The 16,431-nt window shown below is 53.8% G+C and carries 5 protein-coding genes; all 5 read left to right on the forward strand.

Features of this window, described 5'->3' with window-relative positions:
- A partial coding sequence (locus tag DEP07_RS12365) for a phosphopantetheine-binding protein (RefSeq protein WP_287102541.1) occupies positions 1–687 on the forward strand: 687 nt, incomplete at its 5' end.
- Positions 680–5,323, forward strand: coding sequence for a type I polyketide synthase (locus tag DEP07_RS12370; protein WP_287102542.1), 4,644 nt, complete (start codon positions 680–682; stop codon positions 5,321–5,323). The genes DEP07_RS12365 and DEP07_RS12370, both read left to right, overlap by 8 nt.
- Before the next feature lie 76 nt (positions 5,324–5,399).
- Positions 5,400–6,992: a BtrH N-terminal domain-containing protein gene (locus DEP07_RS12375; protein ID WP_287102543.1), complete on the forward strand. Its 1,593-nt coding sequence runs from the start codon at positions 5,400–5,402 to the stop codon at positions 6,990–6,992.
- Between the two features lie 97 nt (positions 6,993–7,089).
- Positions 7,090–13,761, forward strand: a complete 6,672-nt coding sequence (locus DEP07_RS12380) for an SDR family NAD(P)-dependent oxidoreductase (RefSeq protein ID WP_287102544.1) — start codon at positions 7,090–7,092, stop codon at positions 13,759–13,761.
- 28 nt (positions 13,762–13,789) lie between these two features.
- Positions 13,790–16,429, forward strand: coding sequence for a non-ribosomal peptide synthetase (locus DEP07_RS12385; RefSeq protein ID WP_287102545.1), 2,640 nt, complete (start codon positions 13,790–13,792; stop codon positions 16,427–16,429).
- Positions 16,430–16,431 lie beyond the last annotated feature (2 nt).

Here is a 16,431-nt window from a genome sequence, read left to right on the forward strand (position 1 = left end):
GCCTACTTGGGCAGAAAAGACACCCAAATCAAGCTGCGCGGTTTCCGGATTGAACTGGGGGAGATCGAATCGGCGATCCAGTCCTATACAGACAAGATCGAGACGGTTGCCGTGGTCAGCCAGGGAACACAAGCGGAGAGCAAAATGCTTTGCGCGTATTACGGCGCGACAGAACAGATCGATTCAGGCCAGCTACAGGCGTATTTGCAGCGGCACTTGCCCGTTTACATGGTTCCGCTGCACTATCAGCAGCTCGCTTCGCTTCCGCATACGTCCAGTGGAAAAATCGACAGAAAGGCGCTTTCCCGCATGCCATTGAACGTGGAAAAGGAAAGAGCCGTTCTGCCCAAAACCGAGCAGGAAAAACAACTGTCGCTGATCTGGAAAGAAGTGCTGCAAATCGAGAAGGTCAGCATCCGTGACGACTTTTTCCAGCTCGGGGGAAACTCGCTCAGCGTCATCCACTTGCACAAGCGCTTGACGGAGCAGCTCGATCCCACTATTTCGATCGCCAATCTGTACCGATATCGCACCATCGAATCTTTCTTGGCTTACACGAGTCAGAAGGCGCACGCAGGCAAGTCGCAAACGGTGACAGTGCCGGAACGCAAAGAGCGATTGCTGCAAGGCAATGCCAAACGATCACAGCGACTATCAAAAAGAAAAGGGACAAATAGCGATGAGTAAACAAGTAAACGGACTTGAGATTGCCATTATCGGCATGTCGGGAAGATTTCCGGGAGCGCTGGACATCGCAGGCTTTTGGCGCAATCTGGTCAATGGCACAGAAACGATCGCGTTTTTCTCCCGGGAAGAACTGGAAAAGAGCGGCATCGACCCGGAGCTGCTCGCCCATCCAGACTATGTTCCGGCAAAAGGCTACCTGGAGAACAGCGAATATTTCGACGCCTCCTTTTTCAACTATTCACCGCTTGAAGCAGAGGTCATGGACCCGCAGGTGCGCATTTTTCACGAATGCGTTTGGGAAGCGCTTGAAGATGCGGGTTATTGCACTGACACGTACTCTGGTTTGATCGGTCTGTACGCGGGAGCTGCCAGCAGTCTTTACTGGCAGTCCCTCGCTTTTTTGTCAGAGAGCGCCCAACTGCTCGGTCCGTTTTCGGCCAACCAGCTCGCAAACAAAGATTTTATGTCGATGCAGATTGCCCATCGGCTGAATTTGAAAGGGCCGAGCATGACCGTCAACACGGCATGCTCGACATCGCTTGTCGCGGTCCATCTCGCTGCGCAGGCATTGCTGAACGGCGAGTGCGACCTTGCTCTGGCTGGGGGTGTCAGCATCTCCTTGCCGTTGAAGTCCGGCTACCAGTATCAGGAGGGCATGATCCTGTCGCCGGACGGGCACTGCAAGCCGTTTGACGCAGATAGTCAAGGCTCCGTGCCAGGCAATGGGGCAGGGGTTGTCGTCTTGAAGCGCTATGAAGAAGCAATCGCGGACGGAGATCACATTTATGCGGTCATCAAAGGTTCCGCGATCAACAACGACGGAGATCGGAAAAGCGCCTACACGGCTCCAAGCGTGGAAGGGCAAGTCGAGGTGATTCAGACGGCCCAGCAATTGGCCGAGGTAGATTTTGCCGACATTCACTTTGTCGAGACGCACGGCACAGGAACCGTACTCGGCGATCCGATTGAGCTGGAAGCATTGCGCACGGCTTTTGCCAGCGAGGAAGGCACGTGCCTGATCGGCTCGGTCAAGTCCAATATCGGCCACCTCGACGCAGCGGCAGGAGTTGCAGGGCTCATCAAGGCAACGCTCAGTTTGCAGCATAAGTTACTGCCGCCGACTTTGCACTTTCAAAAGCTGAATCCGAAAATTGACTTGTCTGATTCGCCCTTTGAGATCAATGCCAGGCTGTTCGATTTGACTGCCATCCAAGACACATTGCGGGCCGGAGTAAGCTCTTTCGGAATCGGTGGCACAAACGCCCATGTCATCCTGGAGGAAGCGCCGCCGCTGCCTAAGTCCGCGAAGGGCAGAGACTCGCAGCTTATCCTGCTTTCGGCGAAAAGTGAAACCGCCCTGGACCAGTCCAGCCTGAATCTGCTCGACTATATCCGTAAAAACCCGGATGTTTCCTTGGCAGATTTGGCGTTTACTCTCCAGGTTGGAAGAAAGGCTTTCGAGCACAGGCGCTTTGTCGTTGCCAGCCATACGGATGAATTGACTGAGGTTTTGCAGTCCGTTGGAAACGAAACAGGAAAGCGCTCGCGGAAGCTGTTTACAAGCGTTGTCGAGCAGGCCGACAAGAAAATCGTCTTCATGTTTCCGGGGCTGGGCAATCAATACGTGGAGATGGGTCTTGGGCTGTACCGATCTGAGCCGTTGTTCCGCAAAGAGCTGGATCAGTGCTTTGCGATACTCGACCGTTACTTGGATGTGCCAAGCAAGGAGTGGTTCTTTCCACAAACGGATCGCGAACAAGCCATGCAAAAAATCAGGCAGATCGACACCAGCCAGCTTGTAGTCTTCATATTCGAGTACGCTCTCGGCAAGTATCTGATGGAGCTAGACGTCAAGCCTGATTATATGATCGGCTACAGCTTCGGGGAATTTGCGGCCGCCTGCCTGGCAGGGGTGTTTGCGCTAGAGGACGCCATTCGCGTGATTATCCGAAGAGGCCAGCTCATCAAGCAGACCGAAGAGGGAGCGATGCTGAGCGTCCCGCTGGCAGAAGCAGAGCTTTTGCCATTGCTTCCGGAAACGCTCTCCTTGTGCATCGTCAACGGGCCGTCTTGTGTCGTCGGAGGAACGAGAGCAGCGGTGGAGCAGTTTGAGGAACAGCTGAAGTCCCGAAAACAGCTAGGCATTCGCCTGGACACTGCCCATGCGCTGCACTCGGCTTTAATGGAGCCGATCAGACAGGCGTTCGAGGAGGAAATGCGGCAGATTCAGTTACATCCGCCTCATATCTCGTTTATTTCCAATATGACCGGGGAGTGGATCACGGCTGAACAGGCAACAGACCCTGGCTACTGGGCGAGACAGCTGACGGACCCGATCCGCTTTGCTCGCGGTCTGCAACACATTTTGCAAGAAGACGCGCTAACTTTTGTCGAAGTGGGACCAGACCGGAATCTGAGTGCTCTGCTGCGCTATTTTGTTCAACGCGACTCGGCCCATACGATTCTCAATATCATCCGAAATCCGCAGGAAAAAGTAGACGACCTGTATTACTTGTACACCCGTCTGGGCCAACTGTGGGGAGCAGGCCATACTGTCGACTGGACAAAGCTGTACCAGTCCGAGAAGCGAAACAGACTTTCCTTGCCGACTTATCCGTTTGAGCGTGACTATCATTGGCTAGACGGCAATCCGTTTCACATGCTGCACGACAAGCAAGCATCCGCGAAAAAGAACTTGCAAAAGAAGCCGCAGATCGAGGATTGGTTTTATGCCCCTCTTTGGCAGCAAAAAGTGTTGCCGCTTGCCGCTCAGCCGCCAGCTCACCAAACGTATCTCGTCTTCGCCAATCGGGACTCGTTTTGCGACGAGTTGATTCGCCAGCTGTCGTCTGCCGGACAAGTTCCCATCGTCGTTTACAGCGGTGCGGAATTTGCCGCGAGCAGTCAAGGATATGTGGTAAATCCGGCTTCTTCCGCGGATTACGAAAATCTTTTTGCCAGCATGCAAGAGCAAAAGCTGCGAATCGACCATGTGCTGCATTTGTGGAGCGCCGGACAAAAGCCGAGCGCCCCTCTGGATGTGTTTGCCTTGCACAAGACGCAGCAAACAGGCTTTTACAGCGTCATGCATACAGCGCGAGGCTTGCAGCGCCTGGACAGGCACAGAGTCGTCCGCATGGCAGTCGTGACGAATGAAGCCGTGGCTGTGACCGGACAGGAGACGCTGTTTCCCGAGCACTCGCCGCTGATTGGGTTAGGGCACGTCATTCCCCAAGAGATGCACAACATCCGCCAGCTGACCGTTGATATTTCGTCCGCCGAGCTCGAAGCCGGGGAAGCTGCCAAGCAGATGGCCCAGATGCTGCTGGAAGAGCTTGCGCACGAGTCGGCAGATCGGTTGGTCGCGTACCGTCATTTCCAGCGCTGGGTTCCAAGTTATCAGCCTGTCAAGGTCACAGAGCCGAAGACAGAGCCTTTTCGCCAAAACGGCGTTTATGTAATTACCGGGGGCGCAGGCATGATCGGCTGGATGATCGGCAGCTATTTGGCCAAGCATTATCAGGCGACGATTGCCATCATTCAACGATCATTCCCGGTGAAGCAGGAATGGGCAGCATGGCTTGCCGAGCACGGAGAAAAGGACGAGCGAAGCATGCGCATCCGCGAAATGCTCGACGCAGAGCAAGCGGGAGCCACTATCGAGGTTTACCGGGCGCAAGTCGACGACTATTTGCAGATGTCCAATGCGATAGCCGAGATCGAAGCCGCTCACGGGACGATCCATGGCGTCTTCCATTGCGCAGCGAACATGGGAGATCACTTTTTCCATGCGATTGACCAGCTGGACGAGGGGCTTTGCCAGGCGATTTTTCAGCCGAAAATGGACGGGGTGCTCGTTCTCGATCAAATATTGGAGCAAAAATCACTTGATTTTTGTCTGCTTATGTCCTCGACAGCGGCTGTGCTGGGCGGGTATGGCTTTGCTGCGTATGCGGCGGCGAATGTGTTCATGGATGCCTATACGATCAAGCGAAACAGACAGCGCAGCGTGAAATGGAAAACGATTGACTGGGAAGCATGGCGGAGCCGTGAGAAAGCGGAAGCGAGGTATCAGTCTTCGATCGGCGATCTGGCCATGACGCCGGAAGAAGGGATCGAAGCTCTCCGCAGAGTATTATCAATAGATCGCTTGCACCATCTTGTGCATTCCCCCGGTGATTTGGAAGCGCGGCTGGATCAGTGGATACGGTTCTTGGAGCAGCCCGCAGGAAAAGCCAATGCTGTCGCCATGCCGAAAAGCGCTCGCCAAAAACGGAAAAGCACTTCCGCGATGGTCGACTATGAAAAGCCGTCCAATCACGTCGAACAAAGAATCGCAGAAATTTGGGAGACGTTTTTGGGGATTGAGGAGATCAGCACCAACGATAACTTTTTTGAGTTGGGTGCCACCTCTTTGACATTGATTCGCATCAAATCGCTTCTGGAAGAAGAGTTCCACAAGCCGATCCCGATTGTCGACCTGTTTGCCAATCCGACCATTGCCAGCTTGGCGAAAAGCATCCAGGCAGGTGAAACCGGAACAGGCGATGAAGGCGAGGCAACAAGGCTGAAAGAGCGGGAAGTCGCCGGAAGGGAGCTTTTGGCCAGACAAGCAGAGCTGAGAAAGAGAGAGTGAGAACGAGAACGAGCTAATCCATGGGCATGTAAACGGTCAAGACGTTTTCCCCATTTAACCAAAAAGGTGATTAACTGTGAGCGCAATCTTAGATATCATTCCCCTTCACCACGATTCACGAAACTGCAAAGAGGACACCATCGTTACCGTCGCCACTTGGTGGAAGCGTGACTACGCCTTGATGTTTTTGGAATCGTGGGGATTTGCATTTGATCAAACGCAATGGAAACAATCAGGGAAGCTGTACCAGAGCATTACGCCAGGCATCGGAGACATGTTGAACTTACTCAGGCACCTTCACGGCATCGAAATCTTTGTTAAGGGGAGTGTATCCTTGCAGGACACAGTCGCTTTGGTGGAAAGCGAGCTGCAAGAATCAAGGCCGGTTGCCATCGATTTGGATTCTTATTACTGCCCGTGGAGCCACGGCTATCAGAAGTACCACTCGATTCATACGTGTTTGATCGTAGGAGCAGACAAGGCCAGCCAGACTTATACGCTGGTAGATTGCTTTTACGAAAGGCAAAACGTCACGATTTCGATCGCGGATTGTTTTCGGCAAGAGTGCCGAGGGATCGCGCTTTTCCGCAAGCTGCCAGAACATGAGCAAGCCTTCGACTGGAAACAGACGATCCTGTATGCGCTGAAACAAACGCTGTATCGGGAGCGAGAGGCGACTGCTTTTGAGAAGATGCGAGAGTTTGCCGATGTGTTGCAGCAGTTGCCAACAGTCGCTGGCGAGTTTAACGATTCGCAGCAAGTATGGATGTCGCCGCTCTTGTCCATCTTGCACGCAATCAGCAACGGCAGAAAGCATTTTGCCTCTGCCTTGCAATATGTGCATGACCGCTTTCAAATAGACAGCCTTGCTCCACTGATCCAGGACTTGACTTACTCGGCGGCTCAGTGGAGCACGGTGCTGTCCATGCTGACGAAAGCGTATTATCAATCGGGCGACAGCAAGCTGATTCAGCGGGCGGCCAGCAAAGTCCAGATGGTTGCCGAACTGGAGGAAAAGGTTGCCGATCAACTGCAAAACATCTGCGGAGAGAGGCCCCATCATCTGGCGGACGACAAGCGCGAGCGATCGAAAGCGGGTGCGGGCTACAGCAGGATGACGTTCATCGACCTGGCTGATTCCTGCAATAACAAAGGGTTCAGTCATGTGGCTGCGTCTGCTTGTACCGCCGATTTGACGCTGATGGGCGAGGTTTTCTTGCTAGAGGATGTGCCGGAGCAACCGATCTGGAATGTAAACGGGATGGAGTTTTCTCTGCCTGCGCTTGCGGAAAACAGAAACGATAACATCTCCTGCGCGGGACAAGAGATCAACGTCCCGGAAGGCTACTATTCCAGCCTGCTGATCTTGGGCTGCTCAGAGTGCGGGAGCTACACGGAGAGAATCGAGATTTTGTACGAGGACAACGTCGTCAGATACATTCCGATTCAATTTACCGACTGGTATATGGAGCCGATGTTCGGGGAAACAACCGCATGGGTAGGCAAGGGCGCGGCGCGAAGAGAGGGCCAGGTGGAAATCCTCGATTTTCCGGTCAGACTGCTGGTGCAGCAATACTATTTGAATCCGAGCCGAAAAATGCTGCGGATCAAATTGCCTGATTGCCCCAATATACATATTTTTGCCATGACCTTGATGGCAAAGGGATAAGCATAGCTTGTCAAACCGCCACCCTTGGTGGACAAGCAATTTTGGCTTGATTTGGCCAGCCGCCTGGAAAAGAAACCGGGAGAAAAGGAGGGGAACCATGAACGAGAACGCAAGAACAGGCTTGGAAGTCGCCATCATCGGGATGTCGGGCGCTTTTCCAGGTGCGAAAAATCTGGAGCAGTTTTTTCATAATATGAAAAATGGCGTGGAAAGCATCTCCTTTTTCTCGGACGAAGAATTGGAAGAAGCGGGCGTACCGGCAGCGGTGTACAAGGCGGAAAACTTCGTGAACGCAAAAGGTCACCTAGAAGAGAGCGACTATTTTGACAACAACTTTTTTGGCTATACCCCGAACGAAGCCCAATATATGGACCCGCAGACCCGCTTGCTGCACGAGCATACGTGGAAAGCGCTGGAGGATGCCGGTTATCCGCCGGGTACGACCAATGACGCTGTCGGCGTATATGTGGGAGGGCGCCCGCACTTTCGCTGGGAGGCGTTGTCCTTATCGGTAGGCTCGCATAACGGGGCCGAGGAGTTTGAGATCGCCCACCTGAACGATAAAGATTTGATGAGCACGAGAGTATCCTACAAGCTGCATCTGACAGGGCCGAGCTATACGCTGTTTACCGCCTGCTCCACGTCATTGGTCGCGGTGCATGTAGCCTGCCAAGGCGTGCTCAGCGGGGAATGCGAGCTTGCAGTGGCTGGCGGCGTATCCATCACCAGCCCCTTGAAAAACGGATACGTCTATCAGGACGGGATGATTTTGTCAGCCGACGGTCATTGCCGTGCTTTTGCTGCCGACTCTAGCGGAACGGTGGTGGGCAATGGGATCGGACTGGTCATTTTAAAGCGGCTGGAAGATGCCTTGCGCGACAACGACCATATATACGCGGTCATCAAAGGAACGGCGATTAACAACGATGGCAACCGCAAAGTCGGGTACACCGCTCCAAGCGTAGACGGACAAGTCGAGGTCATTCGTGCCGCTCATCGCGTGGCCAGAGTAGATCCGGCGACGATCAGCTACATCGAGGCTCACGGAACCGGGACAGCTTTGGGTGATCCGATCGAAGTCAAAGCGCTGACCCGGGCTTTTCAGACGGGAAGAAAAAATTACTGCGGGCTAGGCTCGGTCAAAACGAATATCGGACATCTGGACAGTGCGGCGGGGATCGCCGGATTGATCAAGACGGTACTGGCAATCGACAACAAATGCTTGCTGCCTACGCTGCACTTTTCCAAGCCGAACCAAAACCTCGAACTGGAAAATACCCCCTTTTTCCTGGTGGACCAGCCGGCAGAGTGGGATCATTCGGCAGGCCCCTTGCGAGCAGGGGTCAGCTCGTTTGGCGTTGGCGGAACGAATGCGCATGTGGTGCTGGAAGAGTCGCCTGTCAGACAAGCAGCCAAGTCAAAAACGCATGAGAGCAAGCTGCTTGTCTTCTCCGCCAAGACCCGGGAAGAGCTGGAGCGTGCGACGGACGACTTTGTGACATTTGTCAAAAGGAACCCACGTGCCGAGCTTTCCGACATCGCCTACACCTTGCAAATGGGGCGGGCGCATTTTTCCCATCGTCGCTATGTAGTCTGCGCTGCCATGTCAGATGCTTGCGCTGCGCTTGAGCAAAACGAGCCGCAAGCTTTTGGGCTGGTGGCGAAAAAGGCAGTCCCGCCGATTGCTTTTGTGTTTTCCGAGATGGACGCGGAGGAAGCGGCTTTGCTCTACCAAGCTGGTTTGCAAAGTGCGTATTGCCGGGACGAATTTGAAGCGTTGCTGCTACAGGCAAGCGAACTGCAAGGAACCGCAGGCTCGCTTCTTCTCGATGCTCCTACGCGGTATGGGCAGATGCTGCCTTTTCTTTTCCAGCTCGCCACGGCCAAATGGTTGCTCCGCATGGGAGTACAGCCTGCTGCTGCCACGGGAGTCGGAAGCGGAGAGTACGTGGCAGGGTGTCTCGCCGACGTGTTTTCCTTTGAGGATGCGTTGCTGCTTGTGGGAAAAAGGGACGAGCTATTGGAAGAATGGAGCGGCAGCGAAGGCGATCTGTTCTTGCTGGAAGCTCTCCAGAGCGAGCTGTTTGAAGTTGTTCACACCGTCCCACTCGCTTTGCCATCAATCCCTGTGGTGTCCTACGATGCGGGGAAAACGATTTCTCGCGAAGTGACGCTTCCTGACTACTGGGTGAACCGCTTCGGGGGAGGCAGTGAAGGACAAGGGGCGTTTGTTGCCTGGCAGGAAGCTGCCGAGGAAGTTCAGTATCTGTTGTTTGGCCCAGAGCGGGAAGGCGGAGGAGAAGTGCTTGCAACGGAGGAAGACGGAAGTCAGTGCAACTTTTTGTCTCTTGTAGCAGGCCCTTCCGGTATCGAGCAGCGCCTTCTTGAAGCGATCGGTCATTTGTGGTCAAAAGGCTGCCCGATCAAATGGGCCGAGCTGAACAAGCATCTCGGGCAATCGCGTGTCTCGCTTCCCACTTATCCGTTTACGCGGAAAAATTACGGGATGGACCCCGAGCAGCTGAAACAACTGAACGATTTGCTGCAAGGTCAAGCGCCAGCGCAAACAGCGGGCAAGGCGGAGGAAGTAAAGCAGAGCAGGGAAGACTGGCTGTACATTCCATCATGGACCCGCTCAGATTACGACGAGGCAGCAGGGGAGCTTGCGCCTTGTCTCTTTGTCGTTTTCGCTACCAAAAACTCTAGCGTGATCCGGTGGATCGAGCAGATCGAGACATCAGGTCACACCGTTGTCCGCGTCGAAACAGGCGAAGGCTTCTCCAAGCAAGCGGAAGCGACCTATACGGTAAACCCGGACAATCCCGCCGATCTGGTCAAACTGCTCGAAACGCTGGCGCTACCCGCTGACCAGCCCTTGAAATTCGTTCATTTTTGGTGCTACGACCAGCAGGTGGACGCTGACGACGCCAAGCGGGCGGCGCAGCAATGGAATCGGCTTGGCTATCACACTTTATTGAACCTGGCAAAAGCGATCGGACAGCTCCGGCTCCAGCAGAAAATTGCCGTCGATATCGTCGCCAGCGACGTTTTTGAAGTCATTGGAGACGAGGCGGTCGTGCCAGCCAAAGCTACTCTGCTAGGCCCGGTTCGCGTCATTCCCAAAGAGTACGAAAACATCAGTTGCAGGCTGATCGATGCCGACCGCCGCGAAAACCAGCGCGTAGCTCGCTTGCTGCAACAGTGGATGGGGGAGAGCTTCGCTGACGTGCTGGCCATTCGCCATGCGTACATTTGGGAGCCTGCCTTCAAGCAAATTCAGCTGCCTGCTTCTGCCGCTCCGGCTTCCCAGCGTCTCAAGCACGGGGGAGTGTACGTCATTACCGGAGGTCTGGGAGCCATCGGATTGCAAGTAGCGAAATTTTTGGCGGAAAAGTACCACGCGAAGCTCGTCCTTATCAATCGCTCGCACTTTTTGCCGGAAGCGGAATGGGACAGGTGGCGTGCGCTCCACGGAGAGGACGATCCAGTCAGCCAAAAAATCGCGCTGCTGCGGGAACTGCAGGCTTCCGCGAAGCAGCTTTTCTTGTATCAGGCGGATATTGCCGACGAGGAGCAGATATTGCGAATTTTCAGCCGGATCATGGAGGACAATCAGTTAATTGACGGGATCTTCCATATTGCTGGCGTTCCCGATGGAGCTGTCATCCAGCGCAGAACAAGCGAGCTGTGCGAAGCCGTGTTTGCGACAAAAGTTTACGGTACGGCGGTCTTGCAAAAAGCGATTGAGCAGTTGGCGCTACCCGTCGACTTCTTGTTGCTCTTTTCCTCCTTAAGCTCGGTCATCGCTCCACCCGCGCAAGTAGCGTACAGCGCCGCGAATGCCTTTTTGGATGCATTTGCCTTGACGAATACGAAAAACGGCGTTTTCACCCAGGCGATCAACTGGGATACGTGGGAAAATACCGGAATGGCCAGCATCTCGGCGACATTCCGTCCGGACAGCTCCGCGCTACCCGGCATTTCGTACCACAAGCTGGCGCATCCGTTTTTCCAGTACGCCGTGAAAGAAAATACAGGACGCACGACGTTTTTGTCCCATTTTCAGACGAGCAAAGACTGGATTTTGGCTGAGCATCGGGTAGGAGACAAAGCGGTATTGCCGGGAACGAGCTATGTGGAAATGGCCTGCGCCGCCTACGCATCGCTGCATCCCGGCATGGAAGCAGCGATGCGCCTCCAGGACGTGTTCTTTTTGACGCCGCTTCTCCTTGAGGACGGGGCTGCTGTTCATGTGCGCACCGTGCTGCTGCGGGAAAACCAGGGCTATCGTTTTTCGATCGAAAGCTGCTCGGACGTGCAAAAGGCAAGCTGGATTACCCATGCTCGCGGCTATGTCGGTGCGGGGCAGAGCCAGCTGCGCGATTATCAGCTCGCTGCTGTTCGCGATGCCTGCGCTCAAAGCCAGTACGGCCCAAGCGACTACAACAATCTGCGCGACAGCCAGTTCACATACGGGCCGCGCTGGAACAGCTATTGCTGGGGAACGTTTGCACAAGCGCAAGGACTGTCGCTGATCGAACTGCCAGCGGAGTTTGCGGAGGATACCGCTATTTATCGTTTCCATCCGGCGATCATCGACGTGGCATTGGTCTATATGAATCGCGCTGAAACGGCTGGCGGTCCATACGTGCCGTTCTCCTACAAAAGCATTACGATCCACGGCAAAGTGCCCTCCAAAGTGTACAGCCATATTCGCTGCCGGACAGCTTCACGGCCGGACAGCAAAATCGTCGAGTTCGACCTGACGATTATGGATGAACAGGGGCGGGGGATCGTCGAAATCGAAGGCTACCAGGTGGCGGCCGTCTCGGCTCAACAGCCGGACAAGGATAGCCATGGGATGCCACAGGCACAGCCAAAGTCACAACCGCAACCGCAGTTGCCGTTGCAGACGAAATCGGCTTCTTTACAGGCAGAAGATGAGGCGGCGCTCGCCACTTCGGCCCCGTCTTTGACGGTGGAAGAAGGACTGCAGCTGCTCGATACGGCGCTCGCCGCCAGTTACAGTCAGCTGCTCGTCTCGACCGTGGATTTGCCTGCGCGGTTTTTGGCGTACAAGCGCCAGCGGGTGAGCGCATTGGCTGAAAGCAGCAAAGAGTCTGCTGCTGAGCCGCTGATGGCCAGCAAGCCGCGCCTGTCGCTTGCGGAGGCGGAAAAGCTCATCGCGAGCATTTGGCAGGCGATCTTGGGCCATGAACACATTTCCCGCGACGACGACTTTTTTGAGCTTGGCGGAGACTCGCTGAAAGTATTGACTGTTGCTGAGCGGATTTACCAGGCCAGCAGCATCAAAATTCCGATCACGGTCTTCTTCCAGTCAACTACCGTCGAGAAGCTGGCCCGCTACATTGCGGATACGCATGATGACGGACAAGCGTACACGGCGATTCCAAAAGCAGCGCCGCAAGCGTACTATCCGTTGTCGTCGGCGCAAAAGCGGCTGTATTTTCAGCAGCAAGTCCAGCCGGATAACGTCGCTTACAACATTCCGGAAATCACCTACATGGAGGGCGATTTCGACCTGGACAAACTGCAACACGCCTTCGAGCAGGTCATTCAACGCCACGCCATTTTGCGTACAGGCTTTGACGTCATCGATGGCGAGATGGTGCAGATCATTGCACACGAGGTCGCATTTCAAGTGGAGTACCAAGAGCTGGCCGAATCGGACGTGCAGCAGACGGTCGAGCAGTTTATGCAACCGTTTGACTTGCGGCATCCGCCCCTGATGCGGGTAAAAGTCGTCCGCTACGCTGCGCAAAAATACGTGTGGCTCTTCGATATCCACCATATCGTAGCCGACAATATCTCGGTTTCGCTTTTGCAAAACGAGCTGATCCATTTCTACAACAATCAACCGGAAGCGCTTGACCCCGTTTCGTTGGAGTATGCCGATTTTGTCGCGTGGCAAAATGAACGAATTGAGCGCGGAGATTATGACAAACAAACCGAGTATTGGCTCCGGCAACTATCAGGGAAGCTCCCGGAGGCATTGCTTCCGACCGATTTTCCCCGTCCGTCTGTGTTGAGCTATCGCGGCGACATTTATACGTTCCATCTGGAAGAGGAGACGACGGCCAGGCTGAAAGCAGGCATGAAACGCAACACGACCACTTTGTTCATGAACATGCTCGCCATTTTTCATATCTTGCTGCACAAATATACTGGCCAAGAGGAAATGATCATCGGAGCGAGTCTCGCCGGAAGAAACCACGCCGATTTGACGAAAATGGTCGGAATGTTTGCGAATGTGCTGCCGTTTTATTCGCGACTGGAGCAAACCGCCACGTTTGAAGATTACGTAAGCGAAGTAAAAGAGAAGAGCTTGGAACTGTTCGAGAATCAGGACGTGCAGTTTGAGATTTTGGTGGAGAAGCTGGGGTTGACTCACCAGTTAAGCGCCCATCCGCTGTTTACGGTCATGCTTGTGCTGCCCGATTTCAAGCCTGCCGAGATCGCGATGCAGGGGCTTGTGTTGAAGTCCTATCCTTTCCGCAACCCTTCCGCGAAATTCGATTTGACTCTCTGGGTGTACGATTACGACAGCAAAATCGAAATGCGCATGGAATACTCGACAGATTTGTTTACCCGCAAGACGATCGAGACGATGACGGGACATTTTCTCGCCATTGCCAAGCAAGTCGTCGACAACCCCGACGTGCTTGTAAAAGAGATTGTGCTGGATACGAGACTTGCCAAAGCAGCAGCAGAAGCGTTGCTGGAAGATGGAAACGATTTTGCCTTTTGAGCAATCGAGAGCATAGGAGTGGTAGCGTATGGGAGGTCATTTCGATACGAACGTGTCGTATTTGAATGACATGTATAAAAAAGAATATGAGTATTGGCAAAACAAGCTGGCAGGCGCAGCAGAGAAAAGCTGCTTTTTTGCCGGAGCGCATGACACAAAAGCAGAGGAACTGCGCATGGAGACGGCAGACTTTGTCCTCCCGAGCCATTGCGCCAATCGACTGGTGCAAATCAGCAACCACTCCGATGCCAGATTGCACGTGCTGCTGCTGGCTTATACAGCCGTGTTGCTGATGAAGCACACGGGGCAGACGGATATCGTGCTCGGAACCAGCATCTACCGTCAGCAAGCGAATGAAGAGTTTATCAATACGGTGCTGCCGATCCGCATTCCGCTCACCAACGAAATGCCGCTGCTTGACGTGATTACGGACGTCAGGCAAACCGTTTCCGAGGCTATCGAGCATCAAAACTACCCGATTGAGCTGATCTTGAAAAATGCGAAGCAGCCTGCGGATTTTCTGGACGTCTCTGTTATTTTGGCGAACATTCAGGAGCTGTCATACTTGGACAGGGCCTCGTCCAACCTCATTCTGGCTTTTGACAGACAGCACGACGAGCTGCGTGTCCGCATCCATTACAATGCCTTGCTTTACCAAAAAGAGCAGGTCGAGAGGCTGGTGGAACAGCTCTCGATTTTGTTGGAACATTCACTCAACAATCCGCGAGTGCCACTGAAAGAGCTGTCGATCCTCACCGCGAGAGAGCAGGAGCTTTTCGCTCGGATCAATGAGACGGCGGTGCGTTTTCCCGAAAAGGCGACGATCTCGTCGCTTTTTGAGGAAGCTGTCCAGGCGTATCCGCAGCATACAGCTGTTGTGTTTGAACAAAAGCGGCTGTCGTATGACCAGCTCAATCAAAAGGCGAATCAACTGGCCCATTGTTTACGGGAGCGGGGCGTAACCGCCGAATCGATAGTGGCCGTGCTGATGCCGCCGTCCGTGGACATGATCGTCGCCATTTTGGCGGTATTGAAGGCGGGCGGCGCGTATTTGCCGATTGACCCGGATCTTCCCGCGCACAGAGTTGAGTACATGAGACAAGACAGCCAGGCCGCCTATGTCGTGACACTGCAAGCGCAATCGTTGGGCAGCGGTTTTGCTGACGTGATCTTTGCCGACGACGAGCGACTCAATCATTATTCTGTTGCCAATCTAGAGCCGATCCATCAACCGAACCAGCTTGCCTACATTATTTACACGTCGGGAACAACGGGCAATCCCAAAGGAGTCATGATCGAGCACAGAAACGTAGTCCGCTTGTTTTTTCATGACAACAATCGCTTCGCTTTTTCCTGCGACGATACGTGGGTGCTGTTTCACTCGTTCGGCTTCGATTTTTCCGTTTGGGAAATATTCGGAGCTTTGCTGCACGGAGGCAAACTTTTGCTGCTATCGAACGTGCTGAAGCGGGATTATCGGCAACTCGTACAGCGGTTGCGAGAAGAACAGGTGACCGTCTGGAATCAAACGCCTTCCTCTTTTTACCAGTTTATCGAGGAAGAGCTGAAACAGCTGGACAAAAAGCTTTGCTTGCGCTACGTCATTTTTGGCGGGGAAGCTCTGCTGCCTGCGAAGCTCGCCGCGTGGCATGACAAATATCCCGAAACAAAGCTTATCAATATGTATGGAATTACAGAGACGACTGTCCATACGACTTACAAGGAAATTGCCGCAGAGCAGATTCGCTCGAATGAAAAGCGGATTGGCGTGCCGTTTTCCACCGTCCACTTGCACATTTTGAACAGGCAAGGAGACGTCGTGCCCACAGGTGTCGTCGGTGAAATCTGCATTGGCGGCGAAGGAGTCGCGCGTGGCTATTTGAACAAACCGGAATTGACAGCGGAACGGTTTCAGCTATGCCAGCTTGGCGGCCAGATGCAGCGGCTTTATCGCTCCGGCGATTTAGGGCGGTATTCGTCTGACGGAGAAGTGGAATACATCGGGCGCAGGGACAAGCAAGTGAAAATCAGGGGGTATCGCATCGAACTGGATGAGGTGCGCTCCCATCTGTTGACGATGGAAGGCATTCAAGAGGCTGTGGTGATGGCTCGGGAAATCGAGGAAGACGGCAAAATTCTTTGCGCCTATGTCGTGATGAAAGAAGAACAGGCAGAGCGCTTCGATCCGGTGGAAATCAGGCAGTATATGCAAACGCGCGTCGCCGACTATATGATCCCGTCCTTTATCCTTTTGCTCGACAAAATACCGTTAACGATCAATGGAAAAGTGGACGACAACCAATTGCTCCAGATGGAGTTCAGACAGAGCGGCAAGCGCGATGTTGTTCAACCAGGCACCGAGCTGGAAAAACAGCTCGCAGAGGCTTGGGGCAAGGTTCTCAAAACCGATTCCATCGGCATTCATTCCACGATTTTTGATTTGGGCGGGACTTCTTTTGACGTGCTCAAGATCAGCAAAGAGCTGACGGATCAACTGGGGCGAGAGGTGACTGTCGTGACTTTGTTTACTTATCCGACGATCAGCATGCTGGCAAACGTACTGGAAGCAGAAGTCACTACCCGGAAGCTGCAAGCCGACGCCCGGCTCGACTCGATCGAGGACGGGAAAAAAGCCCGATTGCAAAAATTACGTCTGTTAAAAAAGTAGGG

This window comes from Brevibacillus sp. (assembly GCF_003521185.1).
GTDB classification, from domain to species: domain Bacteria; phylum Bacillota; class Bacilli; order Brevibacillales; family Brevibacillaceae; genus Brevibacillus; species Brevibacillus parabrevis.

Bases quoted from the DNA above. Each gene is read 5' to 3' on its own strand.
- DEP07_RS12380 (WP_287102544.1), top strand. From the start codon at position 7,090: ATGAACGAGAACGCAAGAACAGGCTTGGAAGTCGCCATCATCGGGATG.
- DEP07_RS12370 (WP_287102542.1), top strand. From the start codon at position 680: ATGAGTAAACAAGTAAACGGACTTGAGATTGCCATTATCGGCATGTCG.
- DEP07_RS12385 (WP_287102545.1), top strand. From the start codon at position 13,790: ATGGGAGGTCATTTCGATACGAACGTGTCGTATTTGAATGACATGTAT.